The sequence below is a fragment of the Gemmatimonadota bacterium genome (assembly GCA_026706345.1).
GTDB lineage: Bacteria > JAAXHH01 > JAAXHH01 > JAAXHH01 > JAAXHH01 > JAAXHH01.
In genome coordinates, this window is record JAPOYX010000216.1 from 1 (window position 1) to 19,256 (window position 19,256).

Genomic DNA, 19,256 nt, shown 5'->3' on the forward strand with positions numbered 1-19,256 from the left:
GAGGAAGCCCGTCTCGCGGCCGAGGAAGAAGCCCGCCGCATGGCTGAAGAGGAAGTCCGCAAGGCCGCCGAGGCCGAGGCCCTGCGCCAGGAGATGATGTCCCTGGCGACCATCTACTTTGACTACGACAGGTCGGACGTCCGGGAAGACCAGCGTTCGGTCCTGGACGAAAACGCCCGCAGACTGCGGGAGTACCAGCCCGAAGACACTGTGGTGGTCGAAGGCCACACCGACGAACGGGGTACGATCGAATACAACCTGGCGCTGGGTGAACGGCGCGCTGAGGCGGTCAAGGCGTACCTCGTGGATGCCGGAGTGGCGGAAGGCCGCATCGAAACCGTCAGTATCGGTGAAGAACAGCCGGCGGTCATGGGTAGTGACGAAAGCAACCTGGCGCAGAACCGTCGCGTGGAGCTGAAGCGCAAGTAGGCTCCCTTCATCACCCGTACCCGTACCGTTACAAGACAGGGGCGGCCATTCACGGTCGTCCCTGTTTTTTTATAGCTCCCCGAGAAACGGTCTCCAGTTTTCATAGATCATGTTGTGGATGGCCTCTTCCGGAAAAACGGGCAGGGACGTATTCCGGACGACGTCGTTCACCTTCCACTGCCCCGCCATGACCTGCGCCGGCGTGGCGGAGGGAAAATCGGAACCGAAGATCAGCTTGTGCTCCACGCCGTACTCCAGGGCGGACATGAAGGCCATGTAATGCCGGAGCGGGCGGTAGTGCAGGGCCGATATGTCCGCGTAAAGATTCGGATGCTTCCGGATCAGGACCACGCATTCGTCTTCCCACGGATGTCCCATGTGGGCGATCATCATCCGAAGGTCCGGGCAGGCTACCGCGATGTCCTCCAGCTGGATCGGATTGGCCCACTTGAGCGGGCCCGGCCGCACGAAGGAAGTGCCCTGGTGCCAGATGACGGGGATGTCCAGCGCTTCCGCCTTCTTGAACAGGGGAAGATGCACCGGGTCCTGCGGATCGAAGTGCTGGTAGATCGGCGCGACCTTCAGTCCGCGCAGGCCGAGTTCGTCGACATTGTATTCGAGTTGCTCGACGGCGTCTTCGTCGTTCGGGTCGACCGAACACCAGCCGATGAACCGGTCCGCGTTTTCCGCCACGAATCCGGCAACGAGTTCCTGGGGCACGTCTACCCCGCAGTAGGGCGCTTTCAACCCGAACACCACCACCTTGTCGCAGTCCTCGGTCGCCTTCAGCAGCGTCTCGGGCGTGGAATCGAAGGCATTCTTGTACCGGTCCTCGTGCCCGGCGTAGTATACGTCCTCGGACAGCCGCATCTTGGCCTTCTTGGCCGCGTAGGCGAATTCCACAAATTCGTCGGACATATGGTCCGGGTACCACATCAGGTTGGTATGGATGTCGACTAGCATGGTTGGGTTTCCCCGGGGTTGGAGTGATAGTTGCCGTTGAATACGCACGCGAGGATCATGTCCGCGGCCTCTTCCAGGTCGAAACAGCGGGAATCGACGGGGATCCCGGCTTCGCCGACGGCGGTCAGCAGGTTGCACAGTCCGGGCCGTCCCGGCGACCACGAATCGGCGCCGTCCTCCATGGCGAACAGACGGTCCGGCGTGGTGTCCGCCGCGATACCGCCGTTCTCCATGACCAGGATCCGGTCCGCCAGGCGGGAGATCAGGTCCATGTCATGAGTGATCAGGAAAAGAGTCGCCCCCGTTTCGCTATAGCCTTCGAAAATCGTCTCAACCTGTCCGGCACTTTGTGGATCGAGACCGGAAGTGGGCTCGTCGAGCGCGAGTACGGCAGGTTCCATGACGAGGATTCCGGCGATCGCGGCCCGGCGTTTTTCTCCGCCGCTCAGCGACAGGGGATGCCGGTGGGAAAAGTGGGCCGGATCGAGGTCGACCCGCTGGAGCGCCCGGTTCACCATGCCGGGAATATCCGATGCAGCCGCGCCCATCTGCCGGAGGCCGAAGGCCACGTCGTCGAATACGGTTTCCTCGAACAGCTGGGCCTCGGGGAACTGGAAAACCAGCCCTACCTTCTGGCGCAGCTTCCGCAGGTCGGCCTCCGGGTAGGATACATCCACCCCCTCGACCCGAACCGTGCCCGAATCCGCTTTCAGCAGGCGGTTGAGGTGCTGAATCATCGTCGATTTACCGGAGCCGTTCGGCCCGGTCAGCGCGACGCACTCCCCCGGGAACACCCGCGTGGTCACATCGCGCAACGCCTGGATCTCCAGGGATGTACCGGGGGAATAGGTATGGCACACCCGGTCGAATTCGATGATGGGCGGTGTGCCCGCGGACCGGTCACGAGGCGGTCCGTCCGGCGTTGGGGAGGACGTCGCGGTGCGTGCCGGTGTTTCGGGGGATGTCGCGGTGCCCTCCGCGGGACGGCCTGCGGCCGGCGGCGTGTATTCCCCCGGTCCTCCGTCTGATGACGACACCGGTTCCGCGTCTATCGGTGACACCGGTTTCCGCTTTGCCGGCGACGCCAGTTTTCGCTCCGAGATCCACTGTACCAGGGACTCGGGATGGACGGTACGGGCGGGCACGGCAACGCCGCGGGCGCGCAGCGCATCCGCCAGCCGTTTGGCCAGCGGCGCCTCGAGTCCGTGCGCCGCGAGGCGTTCGGCATCCTGGTATACTTCTTCCGGAGATCCTGAAGCGACGACTTCCCCATCCGCCACCAGCGCGATGCGGTCCATTCGGGCGGCTTCCTCGGGAGACTGCGTGATGAACACCACGCTCAGCCGGTATTCATTCACCATGGCCATAAGGAGGTCGAGGATGTCCCGCCGGTCGCCGGGATCCAGGGAGGAGGTGGGCTCGTCGCAAATAAGATACCGGGGACGCATTGCCGCCACGGAAGCGATGGCCAGCCGTTGCTTTTCACCACCCGACAGCCTGTGGGGCGGGTTGTGGCGGTACTTTGCCAGGTGGAACCGGTCGAGGGCCCACGCGACGCGCTGGTGAATCTCCCGGGAAGGCAGGCCGAGGTTCTCGAGCCCGAAGGCCACTTCCCGCTCCACCGTGGTCGACGCCAGCTGGTTGTCCGGATTCTGAAAGATCATCCCGGCCAAGTGGTGGACTTTCCACTTGTTCGCGGGATCGGCCGTATCCAGGCCGTCCACCAGGATCCGGCCGGATTGGGGCACGATCAACCCGTTGAGACAGCGGGCGAGGGTGCTCTTGCCGGAGCCGTTGGGTCCGATCACGGCCACGCATTCGGACTCGGCGATCTCGAGGGACAGACCCCGCAGCGTGGGGACCTCGTTCCCCGACTGGAGGTGGTAGCTGAAGGTTACGTCCTCGGCGACGATCACGGCAGATGGTCCAGGTCCAGGCGGCCGGCGGCCTGGTGGACGGCCGCGTACACGTCGGCGAGCGGTATCCCGGCCTTTAGAGCGGCCTGGCGGCAGTCCTCGTACTCGGGGGTATAACGCCGGGAATCACCGTGCCGCGCGACCTTGATCCGGATGGCGCCATAGCAGGTTTCGACGGTTGTTTCGCATCGGGACAGCACGCTTCTGGAGACGGGGTAGCTTCTGAGGCCGATCGTGGTCGTTTCCTTGAAGATCACCTCGGACAGCCGGCCGGCCAGGGCGGTGGGCGCCAGTACGGTAAGCAGCACGCCCGGCCTGCTCTTTTTCATGATCACGGGCGTGAGAAAGGCGTCCAGCGCGCCGGCTTCGAGCAGCAGGTCCAGGACGTGGCCGTAGAACTGCGGATTCATGTCGTCAATCTGCGTCTCCAGGATCTGCACGGACTCTGTATCGACCGGTTGGGCGACTTCGCCCGTGCACAGCCTTACCATGTTTCCATCGCCGCGGCCGGCGTCGTTGCCCCCGTAGCCCACCGTCCGCAGCGTAAAGCCGGACCTGTTCATCGATCCCGCTGAAAGCGCGGTCAGTACGGCGCATCCCGGCAGGTCGACCGGAGCGCGGTCGACAGGATGTATGGCGGCGCCCCGCATCAGGGCGGCCAGCAGGGGTGGCGTGGAATCGATCCCGGGGGTGAAGGGCAGCGCCTCGTGGTAGAGGGCATCGATCCCGTGAAGGCGAAGGGCGTTGCACAGGACGAGGAGGCGCAGGGCCGCATGGCGGCCGCCCAGTTCCTCCTCTGTCGGTGCCTGGTTCCCGGACTCCCAAAGCTCGTTCACGTTTTTGTCGAGATGGCCGATCACCCTGCCGAGGAGCACGCCGGCCGGTGTGCCCGCTCCGCTGTCCGGTATGGCCCGGTAGGTTTCCGGAACGGAAGCTTCGACGCAGGACAGGGAGGCGTACGTCACCTGCGCCCGGTCGACCCGCTCCTCTGCGACGTTGATCTCGCATTCCACGCCGTGATGGCGTTTCAAGGCCGCTTCGAGTTCGCTTCGATCCGCTCCCGCGTCGATCATCGCACCGAGCAGCATGTCCGCGGTAAAGCCGGATAACTGGTCGAAATAACCCGCCACAGCCATGTTGGATCGCCGTTCCTATTCGTTTTTCCGGTTGATGAGGCCCGCCGCGTACCCGGCGTTGAACCCGCCGTCGATGTTCACCACCGTGATGCCCGAGGCACAGCTGTTCAGCATGGCCAGGAGTGCCGCCAGCCCGTTGAAACTGGCGCCGTACCCCACGCTGGTCGGCACGGCGATCACCGGCCTGGAAACCATCCCGCCGACCACGCTGGGCAGGGCGCCTTCCATGCCCGCCACGACGATGAGCACCGACGCGTTCATGATGGCTTCGCGATGGGAAAGGAGACGGTGGATGCCGGCCACGCCGACGTCGAAAAGGCGTTCCACCCGGTTGCCCAGGATCCGGGCGGTCACCGCGGCCTCCTCGGCCACCGGGATGTCGCTCGTGCCCGCCGAAACCACCAGGATCTCACCGATGCCCAGGTCCCGCCAGGCTTCCTGCACCACGATCGTCCGGGCTGTTTCGTGGTACTCCGCGGAAGGACACCGCGCCGTCACGGCTTCGTACATGGCCGGCGTCGCCCGGGTGGCGAGCAGGTCGCTGCCCGAGGCGACGATGCGCTCCGCGATCGCGGCTACCTGTTCCTCGGTCTTCCCCGTACAGAAGATCACCTCGGGGAACCCGCATCGCAGCGCCCTGTGGTGGTCCACCTGCGCGAATCCGAGGTCCTCGAAAGGCATGGATCGCAGCCGCGCGGAAGCCTCGTCCACCGGCAGTTCACCCGATCGGACCTGTTCGAGCAGTTGCCTGATCTGCGATTCGTTCACGGGCTATTCACCGTCCAGGACTTCGATGCGCGCGCCCGAGGCATGGCGCTCCTGCTGCAGACGGGCCGCCACCGCCTCCGCGTCGCGCATCACGCGCAGCACGTTGCGTCCGAGGATCTTCATGATGTCGTCGTCCGAGTATTCCCGCCGGACCAGTTCGGCCGTCAGCATGGGATAGGTAGAGACGTCCTCCAGTCCCACCGGTAAACTGGAAATGCCGTCGTAATCCCCGCCGATGCCGATATAATCGATGCCGATCACCTGCCTGATGTGGTCGATATGGTCGGCCACCTGGGCGAGGGTGGCGGGCGGCGTGGGATTGGCCTCGTTCCAGGCGGCAATGCCTTCCGCCACCGATTCATCCGTACTGCCCGGCACCGACGCGAGCCGCTCACGCTCTTCGTTGCGCTTCACGCCGTGCAGGCGGGTTTCTTCCGAGATGTACCCCGGTACGAAGGTGACCATGATCACGCCGTTGTTTTCGGCCAGGCGCAACAGGATGTCGTCGGGGACGTTGCGCACGTGGTTGCACATGGCAAAGGACGAGGAATGGCTGAAGACGACCGGGGCCTCTGTCACGTCCAATGCGTCGTGCATGGTCGCCGGGGAAACGTGGGACAGGTCCACCAGCATGCCCAGGCGGTTCATCTCCCGGACTACCTCTTTCCCGAATTCCGTCAGGCCGTCGACCGCCATGGTATCCGTCGCCGAATCGGCCCACGGTATGTTGCGGCTGTGCGTCAAGGTCATGTAACCGACGCCCAGCTTGTGAAACATGCGAAGCGCGCCGAGGGAGGAATCGATGGAATGCCCTCCTTCGATCCCCATCATGGACGCGATCCTGCCCGCCGCAAAGGCCGCTTCCACTTCGTCGGCCGTTCTGGCCAGCTGAAACGTGTCCGGATACCGCGCGATCATCTGGTACACGATGTCGATTTCTTCCATGGTGGCCCGCGTCGCCTCCTTGCCCTGCATGGACACGGGTACGTAGACCGACCAGAATTGGGCGCCCAGCATGCCCTCGCGCAGGCGGGGGATGTCGGTGTGGAAATCGGGCTGGGGTTCGTTGATGTCGATCGCCCAGACGTCCCGGTTCGCCTTCCTGCGAATCTGCCAGGGCAGGTCGTTGTGTCCGTCGATCAGCGGGACTTTCGCGTGCAGGGCCTTTGCGCGTTCGACAGGCTCTTCAGGCATTGGTTCTTCCGCCGGTGCGCATGCGGCGGACAGTACGACAAGCCACAGGCCGGTCAGCAACAGGACGAATGATTGCATGGTTCCTCCGGGATGGTACAAAGTCGCTGGTCGTTTCGGGTCCGCGCAGGATCGAACTTCCACCACGCAGGATGATTCGGTTCTTAAAACTGACCCGTTTCCGATGTAGTCGGTCTCCTCTAAAATTAACGATATTTCGATCAGGGCAAGGGATTATTGGATGCTCCAACCGCTGGTTTCCCGCTGTCTCCGCAGTTTGCGACGGTCCCTTCAGGCATGATACAAAAAGGCATCGAACCATCATCGAATTCTCATGTTGCCAATCAAACCGCGCCGGTTTACTTTTCACTGGTCTCATTCATCCGAATCCCCATCCGAAGGAGTTCGCATGGCCGGTTTCACCATTCTCTCGCCCGGAAACCCGGACAACCCCGGTCCCAATCAATATATACGGGACGAACTGAAAACCATTGGCGCCGAGCTCAGGATCCGGTCGTTCCGAACAATCGAAGAGATGCTCGAAGAAGCCCAGGACGTGGATGGATTCACCCAGGGCGGCCTGACCTTTACGAGGGAAGACGTGGAGCGACTGCCCGAACGCATACGCGTGGTCGGCGCGGGCGGGATCGGCGTGGATTTCATCGACGTGGAGGCGGCCACGGAACGGGGCATCATCGTCTACAACATCCAGGGCATCTTCGAACGGGAAGTCGCCCAGCACGCCATGATGCTGCTGCTCGCCTGTGCCCGCCGGCTGATGATCATCAACCGGTCCATGCTGGAGGGAACGCCCATCAGCCGCGGCACCATTCAGCCCATCTATGACCAGACCCTCGGCCTGGTTTCCTTCGGGAACATCGGCCGGGCCATGGCAAAGATCGCCGCGGGGTTCGATCTCCGCGTCATCGCCTGCGACCCCTTCGTCAACCAGGCCGATGCGGATCCCTTTGGCGTCACGATGGTGGACCAGGAGACGCTGTTCAGGGAATCGGATTTCGTTTCCTGCCACGTGCCCCTGGGGCCGGCGACCTATCACCTCATCGGGGAGCGGGATTTCCGGAACATGAAGCCGTCCGCCTACTTCATCAATACGGGACGCGGCAAGGTCGTGGACGAAAAGGCCCTGATCAGGGCGCTGCGGGAAGGGTGGCTGGCAGGCGCCGGGCTGGACGTACAGGAGCAGGAACCACCGGCCCCGGACAACCCGCTGCGCACGATGGAGCAGGTGGTCCTCACGCCCCATTACGCTTCCGCGTCGGTGCGGGGTGGCATCGAGCGTTTCAAAAAAGCCGGCAGGCAACTGGTCACCATTCTCAGTGGCCGCTGGCCCGAAGACGGCCTCGTAAACCCTGCCGTGAAGCCGCTCGCCGCCGAAAAATGGGGCATGCCCGCGGAGTGAACGGGGGCCGGGCTGGATTTCGCATGTTCTACGACACCGTGATCTTCGACGCGGCGGGTACGCTGGTCGGCCGGGATTCTCCCGATTTCTTCGAGGAGTTCTTCGTCGTCGCGGCCGGAGAGCTCGGAGCCGTCATCACGCTGGACCAGGTGAAGGCGGCGCTTTCAAAGGCCATGGAGGAACCCGGGTTCCGGAAGCGCGACGGCCGCATGAGCACGCCGGAACAGACGCGGCGGTACTTCCTGGATCTCTATGCCCACGTGTTCGATACGGCGGGTATCGAGGGCGACCTGCGGCCCGGGTTGCAGCAGTACTACGACCGGTTTCAGGACGGCAGGTACCTCGACGTGTACGGCGACGTCCGGCCCGCGCTGGAAGCGTTGCAGGCCGGCGGGGTGCGCCTCGGCGTGTTGTCGAACTGGTCGGAACATCTCGCCCTGGTCCTGGAGCGGCACGGCCTGGACCGGTACTTCTCCTTCCTCGTCGTTTCCGCCGAAGCCGGATGCGAGAAACCCGACGAGCAGATCTTCCGCATGGCCATCGATCGTGCGGGAACGCCCATCGACCGTATCCTTTACATCGGGGACTACCCGGAGGAGGATATCCTCCCGGCCGAGCGCGTCGGCCTGGACGCCCTCCTCATCGACCGGTACGAAAAGTACGGTCGCTACCGCCTGCCGTCTATCCGGAAATTGACGGACGTCCCCGGGCTGATCGGGATATCGTGAGGCACGCGACATGAACGGGGACGCGTCGTAAACAGGTACACACGGTAAATGGGACGCATTGTGAACAGAGACGAACCATGAGCAACCATCCGATCCGCGTCGGCGTGGTGGGCGTGGGGCGCGGAAAGAGTTTCGCACAAAGCGCGTCCGGCGCCGTGGGCATGGAGCTCGTCGCCCTGTGCGACACCTGGGAGGAGCGGCTGCGCGAGCTGGCCGGCGAGCTTTCCGTCGCCGCGTATACCGACTACGACGAATTCCTCGCCCATGACATGGACGCCGTCGTCCTCGCCAACTACTTTAACGAGCACGCGCCGTTCGCCATCAAGGCGCTGCGGGCGGGCAGGCACGTCATGAGCGAAACGGCCTGCAACGGCACGCTCGCCGAGGGGGTCGCCCTTTGCCGCGCCGTGGAGGAGTCCGGCCGGATCTACATGCTCGCCGAGAACTACCCCTACACGGTTTTCAACCAGGAAATGCACCGGCTCTACCGCGAAGGAGAGATCGGCGAGGTGACCTATGCAGAGGGCGAGTACAATCACCCCATGTCCCGGGACGACAGCCTGCGCCTTTCACCGGGTTTCGACCACTGGCGGGCGTGGATCCCATCCACCTATTACTGCACCCACGCCCTCGCACCCCTGGTCTATATCACCGATACGCGGCCGATCAGCGTGAATGCCCTGGCCATCTCCCGGCCCGAGCGCACCCTCACCCTCAGGAGGGGAGACCCCGGATCCGTCATCCTCTGCCGCATGGACAACGGCGCGGTCTTCCGGCTCTTCGGGCTTGGACTGCCCGGACACAGCAACTGGTATCGCGTGCACGGCGAGCGCGGCGCCATGGAGATCACCCGGGGACCGGGGTACTTCGGTCCGGGCGAGGTGCGGGTGTGGCACGAGCCGTGGCACGTGGCCCCCGGCGAGGAGGCGGAACGGGTCTACAAGCCGGACTGGCCGGAGCACGGCGATCTCGCCAGGCAGGCCGGGCACGGCGGCGGCGACTTCTGGACCAGCTTCCATTTCGCCCGCGCCATCCGCTCGGGCGACCAGCCCTTCCTGGACGTTTACCGCGGCGTGGCCATGTCCTCGGTGGGCATCCTGGCCTGGAAGAGCGCGCTGGAAGACGGGCGCCCTTTCGAGGTGCCCGATTTCAGGGACGAGGACGTCCGTAAATCCTGGGAGAACGACCACTGGTCGCCCTGGCCGAAGCATGCCGGACCGGGACAGCCTCCGCCCAGCATTCTGGGCCGTCGCGATCCGGATCCGGAGCATGTCCCGTACGCCCTGTGCCTATGGAAGGATATGGGTTACGAAGGGTAAAAAAGGCTTGCGTTTTGAGGGTCCGGCCGGTATTTTAGGACGGCTTTGGAAGAACGCGACCCCATCGTCTAGCCTGGCCAAGGACACCGCCCTTTCACGGCGGCAACACGGGTTCAAATCCCGTTGGGGTCATACCAAACAAACACAGCCGGATCAGGGGGTTGCGTGCATACGCGGCCCCCTTTTTTCGTCCAGTTGGACCCACCGGATCAGTGTGTGAACGGAACGGTCCGGATCACTTCGATCGTTCCTAATTCGGTAAACTGCCAGACCGCCACGAAGCCGGTGGCGAGGTCGCCGTTTTCGTCCCAGTCCAGCGGCATGGCCGCGCCTTCGTAGTTGACTGCGCCGCCTTCGGCCAGGATCTTCAGTCCATTCGCGATGCTGCCTGGCTCGGCGATGACGAGCTCGCCGGGCGGCCTGCCGATGATTCGCAGTTTGTCGCGGATGGCCGCCCCGTCCAGATCGCCGGCCGCCTGGGCCGCCAGGGCCAGCGCCACGGTCGCGTCATAGGCCTGTTTCACGTAGGGGTAGGGCGGAGGGTTCCCGTAGGCGCTCCTGTAAGCGTTCTCCCAGGCCACCGCGGAAGGCGTGTCCTGCGCCGCGCCGGGCGACGTTCCGCGCATGCCGGCGAGGTGCTCCGGACCGATCGACCGGAGCAGATCCAGGCTGCGGCCGGTGGGTCCGAAGATGAAGTGTTGAAAAAGCCCCATGTCCAGCGCCCCACGCACGATGGCTTCCTGCTGGGGCTGAAAGGCGAGGACGACGAGGGCCTGCGCCTGGAACTCCTCATCCAGGATGATCCCCTTGCTTTCATTCAATTCATCCGCGAACGTGGTTTGGGCGGGATCGACAGCGACCCTGTTCAGCTTGCCGTCCCAGGTGCCTTCGAAGGCATCCGCCAGCCCCCGGCCCCAGACGTCGTCGCGGTAGATCATGCCCACGTTGCCGAATCCCTGTTCGAGCGTGAGCTTGGCAAGGACCGGGCCCTGGTCTTGGTCGGACAGGGTCGTGCGGAACAGAAAATCGTCGTCCATGGCGTCCGTGAGCGAGGGAGAAGAAGAGGCCGGGGATATCACGGGAATGCCGGCATCCGCGGTCACGTTCTCCACGACGGCAAGCGTAGAAGAACTTGCCCAGGCGCCTACGATCGCGTGGACACCGTCCTTCTCGACCAGGTCCATCGCCTCGGATACCGCCGTGTCCCTGTCCAGCTCTGTATCGGCCACCAGGCCCACGACCGGCTCGCCCAGCACACCCTCCTCGTTGATATGCCGAATCGCCATTTCGAATCCCCGCCGCATGGGTATGCCGTGTTCCGATCCGCCCGCGGTCAAATCAATCAACAGGCCGATCTTAAGGGCGGGTTTTTCGACCGGCTCGGCCGGCTCCGGAGCTACCGGATCCTTCTTGCCGCACGCCACCAGTATCGCGAGCGCCAGACTGGCCGCCAGCCATGATTCCGTTGAGAAGAACGTTCTACGCATACCGCGCATCTTCATGCCTCCTGCTGACACAGCCCATCCCGTCAAGTAATTCCGATTCCGGGTTGCGGATTCGCAACAGAGTAGATATACAGCGTACCGTTTGTCCTGTCATCTCTTTTCTTATCTGTCGCGCAGGCAACGACTTGAGCCTGCGTCGCCCTACCGCTGAATTGCCTTGCCGCTTCGGCCTCCGGGGCATACATTGAACGCCATGCCCGACCATGACGCCGTTTCCTCGAAACCGGCCGACAACGATGTTCCGCCCTCCCGGGTTCTCCGCCACGTCTGGGCCATCGCCTGGCCCGTCGTCGTCGCTTCGCTGATCGACGCCACCGAAGGTCTCGTTGACATATATCTCGTGGGATTCCTCGGTCCCGCGGCGATCTCCGCCATCGGCATGAGCCGGCAGATCGTCTTTATCGTCATGGTCATGGCCATTTCGATCACGGGCGGCACGCGGACGCTGGTGGCTCAATACTATGGGGCCGACAGGCACGGGGACGTCAGCCGGACCGGCCAGCAGGCCCTCCTGATGGGCACCTGCCTGGCCCTGGGTCTCGCGGGCGTCAGCATCGTCCTAACCCGGCCCGCGCTGGTCCTCCTCGGCGCCCCGGACGAAGTGCTGGACCACGGCATCCTGTTCCTGAGGCTCTACTTCGCCGGCATGGTCTTCATGATCCTGAACTACGTCATGAGCGCCATTTTCGGGGGTGTCGGCGATACCCGCACCCCGCTGAAGATTTCCGTAATCGTCATTATCGTGAAATGCGTGACCTCTTACGGATTCATATTCGGCGCCTGGGGATTGCCCGCGCTGGGTGTGGCCGGTGCGGCCGTGGGAATGATCGTGTCCCGGCTTGCCGGGTGCGTCATCGGTCTCGCGATCCTGGTCCGGGGACACGGCCAGGTGCGTCTTCCCCGCAACTGGCGCGTTAAACCGGACTGGAGCATCATGTCCCGCATGCTCGATATCGGTCTTCCCTCCGGCGCGTCCGGTTTCTTCCGCAATGGCGCGCGCGTGCTCCTCTACCGCGTGGTATCGGGGGTAAGTCGGCCCACGGCCGCCATCGCGGCCCTGACCATGGGGTTTCAGATCCGCCTCTTTGCGATCATGCCCGCGCTCGCCTTCTCGGTCGCGGCGACCTCCCTGGTCGGGCAGCGGCTCGGCGGTCGCCAGATCCGGGCGGCGGACCAGTACGGGGGACAGACCATCCTGCTTTGCATGATCCTGATCGCGATCGGTTCGGCGTTGATCTGGTTGTTCGCCAACGCGATCTCGGCCGTTTTCACGACGGACGAAACGGTCCTCGGCATCAGCTCCGTCATGCTGCGCTTCTTCGCCATCGCCCAGGTTTTCTCCGCGCTGTCCATCGTGGCGAGCGGCGTGCTGGCCGGCGGCGGCGAGACCCGGCCTTCCCTCTACTACACCCTCTTCTCCCAGTGGGGCATCATGCTGGTGTTTTCCTACGTCCTGGCCTTTCCCCTGGGGCTCGACGTGACGGGCATCTGGATCGCCTGGCTCGCCGCGGCCGTGTTGCAGGGACTGCTCACGCTCAGACGTTTCTTCAAGGGAACCTGGAAAAGGGCGGTGATCTGAGGGAGAGGCCGGTTCGTGGGGAACGGGGACGGGAGGTCCGGAAACGGGTTTACGATCCAGGCAGGCGCCGGCCTACGCGCCGCCGGGCTGCGCATCGGTAATCCCGGGTTACGCGCCGCCGGGCTGCGCATCGGCAATCCCGGGGTCAGGCGTATTCTCGAAGGGTCCGGATGCCTTCGGCAATGCCGTCCGGATGCTTGAAGACGGCCGTGGCGGCCACCAGGACGTTTACGCCCGCCGCCACGACGGCCGGCGTGGTGTCGGCGTTCACGCCGCCGTCCACCTCCAGGTCGCAGGCGATTCCCCGGTCCGTTATGGTATCCCGGATCCCGCGGATCTTCGGCAGCATGGATTCGATGAACCGCTGTCCCGAGAATCCCGGGTTGACGGACATGACCAGGACGAGATCGAGATCGTCGATGATCCCGTCGAGGACCTGGGCGGGCGTCGCCGGATTCAGGGCGACTCCGGCCTGCCTGCCCTGCTCCCGGACGGACTGCACCACGCGGTGAAGATGGGTCGTGTTTTCCTGGTGCACGATGATCACGTCCGCCCCGGCTTCCATGAAGACATCGACGTACCGGTCCGGGTCCTCGATCATCAGGTGGGCTTCCAGCGGCAGGTCCGTGAGGGAGTTGATGGCCTCGACGATGAAGGGCCCCATGGATATGTTCGGGACGAACCGGCCATCCATCACATCGATATGTATCCGGTCCGCGCCCGCGTCTTCCACGGCGCGGACCTGATCGGCGAGGCGGGTGAAGTCCGCGGACAGGATGGATGGAGAGATCTGGGTCATGGCCGTCCCCCGTTCTTGTTCTGTTCCACGTGACCGCCGAACTGGTGACGCAGGGCCGAAAGCACCCGCGCCGCGTAGGATTCGTCCTGCCGCGACTGGAACCTCGTGAAGAGCGAGGCCGTGAGCACGTGGGCGGGCACGTCTTCCTCGATGGCCGTCTGCACCGTCCACCGGCCCTCCCCCGAGTCCTGCACGTACCCGGAAAAGGTCGACAGGTCCCGGTCCTCCCGCAGGGCGATCTCGAGCAGGTCCAGCAGCCAGGAACTGACCACGCTTCCGTGCCGCCAGACCTCGGCTATGTCGTGCAGGTCCAGGTCGTATCGATGGCGCGCGTCCACGCGGTCGGACCCCGACTCGCGCAGAATCTCAAGTCCCTCGGCGAAGGCCTGCATCATGCCGTATTCGATCCCGTTGTGGATCATCTTCACGAAATGCCCCGAACCCGCCGGTCCCACGTGCACGTAGCCTCTTCGGGCAGTGGAACCTGAAGTATCGACCATACCTGGGGCGTCGCGTCTCTGCGTTGCGTCACCCTTGCCGGGACCGGGGGCCAGCGTCTCGAACAGCGGGTCCAGGCGTTCGACGATCTCCGCGGGGCCGCCGATGGTCATGCAATAACCCCGCTCGAGGCCCCATACGCCGCCGCTGGTGCCCACGTCGACATAGTGCAGATTCCTGGCGGCCAGTTTCCCGGCGCGGGCGACGTCGTCCTTGAAATAGGTATTCCCGCCGTCGATGACGGTGTCGCCCGGAGACAGCAGGCCGGCCAGTTCGCCAATGGTCTCTTCCGTGGCGTCGCCGGCCGGTACCATGACCCAGACCGTGCGGGGCGCTTCGAGGCCGGCAACGAGATCATACAGGGTCGGGGAACCCGCGGCGCCATCCTTTATCACCTCGTCGACCGCCTCGCTGCTGCGGTCGTACGCGATGACATGGTGACCGCCCCGCAACAGCCGCCGGGTCATGTTGCCGCCCATCCGGCCGAGTCCGACCATGCCCAGTTGCATGCATTCCTCCCCGGACGCCGGCGAACGCGCGTCCCGCCACGGGATACCGGTTTCCCTTGCCTCGATCGATTCCGGCCGGAATCTAGGCCGGCTGCAACCGTTTCTGTTCGATGGCGTCTATCAGTTTCACGAAGGGGTCCACGAATTTCTTCACCCCTTCTTCGACGAGCTGGTCCGCGACCCGGTTCATCGAAATCCCGGCTTTTTCGACGCCGGCCATGATCGACTCGGCTTTGCCGATATCCGCCTCCAGCGTATCGGAAAGGCGCCCGTGGTCGCGGAAGGCGTTCAGCGTTTCATCGGGCAGCGTATTGATGGTGTCCCTGCCGATCAGCTCTTCTACGTACAACACGTCCCGGTAGTCCGGGTTCTTGGTACTCGTGCTGGCCCACAGGAGCCGCTGGGTCCTCGCACCCTTCCGCGCCAGCGACTTCCAGCGCGGTGTCGCGTACAGTGCCTTGTACCGCTGGTAGGTCGTCTTTCCGTTGGCGATGGCCGTTTTTCCGACCAGATCCATGAACATGGCACGTTTCCCCGGGTCGGCTGACTGCGCCGCCCGTTCCGCCAGCAAAGCGTCGACCAGCGTGTCTATCCTGCTGATAAAGAAACTGGCCACGCTGGCGATTCCGCTGATCCGCCCTCCGGCCGCGTGCCGGTCTTCCAACCCGCCGATATAGGCTTCGGCCACCTCTTCGTATACGTCCCTGGAAAACAGCAGCGTCACGTTGACGTTCAGCCCTTCGCCGATCAACTGCCGTATGGCCGGAATACCCGCCCTGGTCGCCGGTACCTTGATCATGACGTTCCCGCGGTCCACCGCCTTCCACAGTCGTCTGGCCTCCGCGATGGTACCGACGGTGTCATCGGCCAGTTCCGGCGACACCTCCAGGCTCACGTAACCGTCGGCGCCATCAGTGGCGTCGTAGACCGCGGCCAGCTGATCGGCGGCCTCCCGTATATCCGAAATCGCAAGCGCCTCATAGATCTCCACGGCGTTCCGGTCCTGTGTCGCCATAAGCCCGATATCGGCGTCGTAGTCCGTGCTGCCGGCGATGGCTTTTTCAAAAATGGCCGGGTTCGAGGTCATCCCTTTCAAACCGTCTTCCTCGATCAGTCTTCTCAGCCGGCCCGAAGAGATCAGGTCGCGGCTGATGTTGTCCAGCCAGAAACTCTGGCCGTGTCGTGCGAGCTGGATGAGCGGATTAGCCATGGCGGATTCCTTTGTGCGCCGGTCAGCGGCGTGAACTCACGGTTTAAGCCGGTTTATGAACGCCTGGTTCGTTTCGTGACCATTGACGCGCGTTTCGTGACCATTGACGCGCGGTTTGTGCCGGGACTCAAGGGATCAGGACGATTTTTCCATAAGCGCCCGGTTCCATCACGGTGACGTGGGCCCGTGCCGCATCGGCCAGCGGAAACTCCGTTCCCACCACCGGGTTGAGCGTGCCGTTCTCCAGTCCGGCGTGCAACCCGGCGTGGATGGCGGCGAGGTCCTCCGGCGAGGCCAGCAGCAGGACCATGCCCAGGATGCTGGCGTCGCGCGCCATGGCGTCCCGGGGATTGATCTCGATGACGCCTCTGTTGCCTATGACGACCACTCGTCCGCCATAGGCCAGCATATTCAGGTCCTTGTCCAGGTTGACGTTGGCCAGCATTTCCATGATCACGTCGACGCCCAGCCCACCGGTGAGATCCATAATATGTTCCGGGTAGTCGGCGTCGTGGTGGTTGACCACGTAATGGGCGCCCTGTTCCGTCACCAGGGCCGCGCCCCGCTCCGAACCGGCTGTACCGATGACCGTCATGCCGGCGGCACGCGCGAGCTGTACGGCCGCGATGCCCACGCCGCCGCTGGCGCCGTGCACGAGTACCGTTTCGCCGGCCCGGCCTTCCGCGCGCTGGAATAGTCCGCGCCAGGCTGTGGCGTAAGGGATGTACACCCCCGCGCCCTGCTTGAAGGAAACGTTATCGGGAAGCGGCTGCACCTGGCTCGCGGAGCACAGGGCCTGGGACGCGTATGAGCCGGTCAGCGCACCGGCCAGGTATACGCGGTCGCCCACGGCGACATGGGCCGTTTCGTCGCCGACGGCGGCGACGGTTCCTGCGCCGTCCATGCCCGGCGTGTAGGGCAGGTCGGGTTTCATGGCATAGGTTCCCGCGCGAATATAGGTATCTACCGGGTTCACCCCGGCGGCCCGTATGTCCACCAGGATCTGCCCGCCGCCTGCCTGGAGATCCGCGCAGGTTTCGAGTTTCATTACGCCCGGCTCCCCGAACTCGTGAATTCGAATCGCTTCCATATACGTCTCCTCAATTCAGAATCAACCGCAGAGTTTTGCGATCACTTCGTAGAGAATCCGCGGACCCCGCTCCATGTTCTCCACGGAGATGCGCTCGTCGTTGCCGTGGATCCGGCGAAGTTCTTCGTCGATCAGCAGAAAGGGCATGAAGCCGTAGCAATGAATCCCCAGGTCGCGGAAGTAGTGGCTGTCCGTGAAGCCCGAGAGCATGTTCGGTACGACCTCCACATGCCCGTGGTGTCGGGAGACGACCTCCCGCACGACGTCCACGAGGGGAGAATCGAAGGGCGATGCCGAATTGCCGAAGTTCAGAATCGTTTCCATCTCGATCCTGTCGTCGTCGACCACCCTTTTCAACTCCCGGACGAAATCTTCCGGCCTTTCCCCCGGCAGCAGCCTGCAATCCAGCTCGGCCGTCGCCGCCTGAGGTATGATATTGATTTTCTCGCTCCCCTGCAACATGGTTATCGAGATGGTGTTCCGGAGCATCGCCGCGTGATGCTGGTTCCGGAGCAGGTCGGCAAGGAACCCCTTGTCCCGAACGGACTCGCGGATGCGTTCGAAGCGTTTGCGGTATCCGTCTTTCTGCAGATGCGCGACGCCTTCGAAGTAGCAGGCGGCCGCGTCCGTCACCTTGATCGGCGGCGTGTATTGCATGATCGCGTTCAGGGCCCGGATGAGCCGGTTCACGGCGGAATGGGGCTTGGGGCGGGAACCATGACCGGGTTCGCCGCGGGCGACCAGGCGTATCCAGCAGGGCGATTTCTCGGTGATGTCGATGGAATAGACGGCCCTGCCGTTCTCCAGGCGTCCTTTTCCGCTTTCGTTTATCAGGAATTCCGCGTCCGAGACGAGTTCGGGACGGTTATGGGTAATCCAGCCGGCTCCGGCCGATCCACCGGCCTCTTCATCGGCGGTGACGAGAAAGATCACGTCTCGCTTCAGCGGAAAGCGATTCCGGCGCAGCGCGAGAAACACCACCAGCTCCGCGATGCCCAGGTTCTTCATGTCGAGGGCGCCCCGCCCCCAGATGTAGCCGTCCCGGACTACGCCGCCAAAAGGATCGACGGACCAGTAACGGCGGTCGGCGGGGACCACGTCGCTGTGACTCAGCAGAATTACGGCCCGCTTCGAACCGTCCCCTTCCAGCCTTGCGTAGAGATTGGAGCGTCCCGGGGCGGACTCGTAAACCTGGCAGTCTATGCCTTCTTCGGAGAGGATGCGGCTAAGGAAGGCGGTCGCGCGATCTTCGTTCCCGGGGGGATTCGTCGTGTCGATTCGCAGGTATTCGCTCAGCAGTTGTACGGCTTCACGCCCCAACGCGTTCCAGTCCAATGCCCTACATGCTCCCTTCGGCTTGAACCGCCTGCCTGATCACGGCGATGGCGGCCAGGTCGCCCACAGTGTCTCCCAGTCCGGCAGGCACGATCCGTACGGTATCGTAGACTCGTGACCAGGTTTCGCGCCGCAGGTAGTTTCGAATGGGTTCCAACAGAAGATCCTGTGCCTTGACCAGGATGGTGCCGATGACGATAATCTCCGGGTTCAGGATGTTCACGATGTTTCCCAGTCCAACGGCCATGTAACGGGCCGTTTCGTCCACGATCTCCCTCGCGCACGGATCGTTTTTCCTGGCCGCCGCCATGACGGTTTCCGCCGTGAGGCCCTCCAAGTTTCCACCGGCCAGGTCGACCATGAGCGAGCCGGGCGCCGCATGCGCTTTCGCCCGGGCCCTCCTGGCGATCGATGGCCCCGAGCACAGGGACTCCAGGCAGCCGCGCTTGCCGCAACCGCAGGCCGGACCGTCGTCGACGATGGTCATGTGCCCCACTTCGCCGGCCGCGTCGTTCGGACCGCGGTAGAGCCTGCCGTCGAGTATGATGCCGCCGCCGATACCGGTGCTCATGGTCATGTACACCATGTGGCGAAAGCCCCGGCCGGCCCCGAAGGACCACTCCGCCAGGGCGCCGGCGTTGGCGTCGTTTTCAACAAAGGCCGGCAGCGACAGCGCGCTTTCGAGCCACGCCTTCAGCGGCACCTCGTCCCAGCCCGGCAGGTTGGGCGGCGCGTAGACCACGCCCGTTCCCGTGTCCAGGGGACCGCCGCAGCTGACTCCGACGCCGGCCAGGTCCGCGTTGGCAAGCGAACCGCGCGCCATGGCCTCCCGGGACATATCCACCAGGGACGCCACCACGG

General features: G+C 64.0%; 17 protein-coding genes and 1 tRNA gene. 6 read left to right on the plus strand and 12 right to left on the minus strand.

What is annotated here, in order from left to right; all coding sequences use genetic code 11:
* Window positions 1-429: OmpA family protein (locus tag OXG98_15025; protein ID MCY3773317.1), on the plus strand; the 429-nt coding region annotated here is incomplete at its 5' end.
* 69 nt (window positions 430-498) lie between these two features.
* On the opposite strand, the gene OXG98_15030 is transcribed toward OXG98_15025, so the two are convergent.
* From OXG98_15030 to OXG98_15050, 5 genes are read right to left on the minus strand one after another with little or no spacing between them, the layout of a single operon-like run.
* A complete protein-coding gene (locus OXG98_15030; protein ID MCY3773318.1) occupies window positions 499-1,392 on the minus strand; it encodes an amidohydrolase family protein in 894 nt (297 codons plus the stop codon).
* Window positions 1,386-3,308 (minus strand): energy-coupling factor transporter ATPase, encoded by a 1,923-nt coding sequence (locus OXG98_15035; GenBank protein MCY3773319.1) that lies wholly within the window; start codon window positions 3,306-3,308, stop codon window positions 1,386-1,388. The genes OXG98_15030 and OXG98_15035 overlap by 7 nt, the downstream gene beginning before the upstream one ends.
* Window positions 3,305-4,444, minus strand: a complete 1,140-nt coding sequence (locus OXG98_15040) for a LarC family nickel insertion protein (protein MCY3773320.1) — start codon at window positions 4,442-4,444, stop codon at window positions 3,305-3,307. Before OXG98_15040 ends, OXG98_15035 begins: the two co-directional genes overlap by 4 nt.
* Window positions 4,445-4,459: 15 nt before the next feature.
* Window positions 4,460-5,212, minus strand: a complete 753-nt coding sequence (gene larB, locus OXG98_15045; protein MCY3773321.1) for a nickel pincer cofactor biosynthesis protein LarB — start codon at window positions 5,210-5,212, stop codon at window positions 4,460-4,462.
* A gap of 3 nt (window positions 5,213-5,215) precedes the next feature.
* Window positions 5,216-6,406: a dipeptidase gene (locus OXG98_15050; protein MCY3773322.1), complete on the minus strand. Its 1,191-nt coding sequence runs from the start codon at window positions 6,404-6,406 to the stop codon at window positions 5,216-5,218.
* Window positions 6,407-6,812: 406 nt separating this feature from the next.
* On the opposite strand from OXG98_15050, the gene OXG98_15055 reads away from it, so the two are divergent.
* The 4 genes from OXG98_15055 to OXG98_15070 all read left to right on the plus strand — a co-directional run bounded on the left by OXG98_15055 (window position 6,813) and on the right by OXG98_15070 (window position 10,002).
* Window positions 6,813-7,823, plus strand: coding sequence for a C-terminal binding protein (locus OXG98_15055; GenBank protein ID MCY3773323.1), 1,011 nt, complete (start codon window positions 6,813-6,815; stop codon window positions 7,821-7,823).
* 23 nt (window positions 7,824-7,846) lie between these two features.
* The gene (locus tag OXG98_15060; GenBank protein MCY3773324.1) at window positions 7,847-8,551 is read left to right on the plus strand and encodes an HAD-IA family hydrolase; all 705 of its coding nucleotides are present in this window, start codon (window positions 7,847-7,849) and stop codon (window positions 8,549-8,551) included.
* Window positions 8,552-8,628: 77 nt separating this feature from the next.
* Window positions 8,629-9,870, plus strand: a complete 1,242-nt coding sequence (locus OXG98_15065) for a Gfo/Idh/MocA family oxidoreductase (GenBank protein MCY3773325.1) — start codon at window positions 8,629-8,631, stop codon at window positions 9,868-9,870.
* Window positions 9,871-9,927: 57 nt separating this feature from the next.
* A tRNA-Glu gene (locus OXG98_15070) sits at window positions 9,928-10,002 on the plus strand.
* A 77-nt stretch (window positions 10,003-10,079) separates the two neighbouring features.
* Here the strand turns inward: OXG98_15070 and OXG98_15075 are convergent.
* Complete coding sequence (locus OXG98_15075; protein ID MCY3773326.1) at window positions 10,080-11,366, minus strand: ABC transporter substrate-binding protein; 1,287 nt, start codon at window positions 11,364-11,366, stop codon at window positions 10,080-10,082.
* 202 nt (window positions 11,367-11,568) lie between these two features.
* Between OXG98_15075 and OXG98_15080 the strand changes: the two genes are divergently transcribed.
* Window positions 11,569-12,954, plus strand: a complete 1,386-nt coding sequence (locus tag OXG98_15080) for an MATE family efflux transporter (protein ID MCY3773327.1) — start codon at window positions 11,569-11,571, stop codon at window positions 12,952-12,954.
* Between the two features lie 145 nt (window positions 12,955-13,099).
* Here OXG98_15080 and rpe read toward each other — a convergent pair whose 3' ends face one another.
* The 6 genes from rpe to OXG98_15110 form a co-directional block, all read right to left on the minus strand.
* Entirely contained in the window at window positions 13,100-13,753 is a 654-nt protein-coding gene (gene rpe, locus OXG98_15085; GenBank protein MCY3773328.1) for a ribulose-phosphate 3-epimerase, read from the minus strand.
* A complete protein-coding gene (gene gnd, locus OXG98_15090; protein ID MCY3773329.1) occupies window positions 13,750-14,805 on the minus strand; it encodes a decarboxylating 6-phosphogluconate dehydrogenase in 1,056 nt (351 codons plus the stop codon). Before gnd ends, rpe begins: the two co-directional genes overlap by 4 nt.
* A gap of 37 nt (window positions 14,806-14,842) precedes the next feature.
* Window positions 14,843-15,970 carry a transaldolase gene (gene tal / locus OXG98_15095; GenBank protein MCY3773330.1) on the minus strand — a complete coding sequence of 376 codons (1,128 nt, stop codon included), beginning with the start codon at window positions 15,968-15,970 and terminating at the stop codon, window positions 14,843-14,845.
* 127 nt (window positions 15,971-16,097) lie between these two features.
* On the minus strand, window positions 16,098-17,060 hold the full coding sequence (locus tag OXG98_15100; protein ID MCY3773331.1) for an NADPH:quinone reductase: 963 nt from the start codon (window positions 17,058-17,060) through the stop codon (window positions 16,098-16,100).
* Window positions 17,061-17,081: 21 nt separating this feature from the next.
* Entirely contained in the window at window positions 17,082-18,395 is a 1,314-nt protein-coding gene (locus tag OXG98_15105) for a M20/M25/M40 family metallo-hydrolase (protein ID MCY3773332.1), read from the minus strand.
* Between the two features lie 4 nt (window positions 18,396-18,399).
* Window positions 18,400-19,256, minus strand: an 857-nt coding sequence (locus OXG98_15110) for an ROK family protein (GenBank protein ID MCY3773333.1), incomplete at its 5' end; no start/stop codon positions are given.

Coding starts and splice junctions, on each gene's coding strand:
- OXG98_15100 (MCY3773331.1), bottom strand. CDS start 17,060: ATGGAAGCGATTCGAATTCACGAGTTCGGGGAGCCGGGCGTAATGAAA.
- OXG98_15030 (MCY3773318.1), bottom strand. CDS start 1,392: ATGCTAGTCGACATCCATACCAACCTGATGTGGTACCCGGACCATATG.
- rpe (MCY3773328.1), bottom strand. CDS start 13,753: ATGACCCAGATCTCTCCATCCATCCTGTCCGCGGACTTCACCCGCCTC.
- tal (MCY3773330.1), bottom strand. CDS start 15,970: ATGGCTAATCCGCTCATCCAGCTCGCACGACACGGCCAGAGTTTCTGG.
- OXG98_15050 (MCY3773322.1), bottom strand. CDS start 6,406: ATGCCTGAAGAGCCTGTCGAACGCGCAAAGGCCCTGCACGCGAAAGTC.
- OXG98_15080 (MCY3773327.1), top strand. CDS start 11,569: ATGCCCGACCATGACGCCGTTTCCTCGAAACCGGCCGACAACGATGTT.
- OXG98_15075 (MCY3773326.1), bottom strand. CDS start 11,366: ATGCGCGGTATGCGTAGAACGTTCTTCTCAACGGAATCATGGCTGGCG.
- OXG98_15065 (MCY3773325.1), top strand. CDS start 8,629: ATGAGCAACCATCCGATCCGCGTCGGCGTGGTGGGCGTGGGGCGCGGA.
- OXG98_15040 (MCY3773320.1), bottom strand. CDS start 4,444: ATGGCTGTGGCGGGTTATTTCGACCAGTTATCCGGCTTTACCGCGGAC.
- OXG98_15055 (MCY3773323.1), top strand. CDS start 6,813: ATGGCCGGTTTCACCATTCTCTCGCCCGGAAACCCGGACAACCCCGGT.
- OXG98_15060 (MCY3773324.1), top strand. CDS start 7,847: ATGTTCTACGACACCGTGATCTTCGACGCGGCGGGTACGCTGGTCGGC.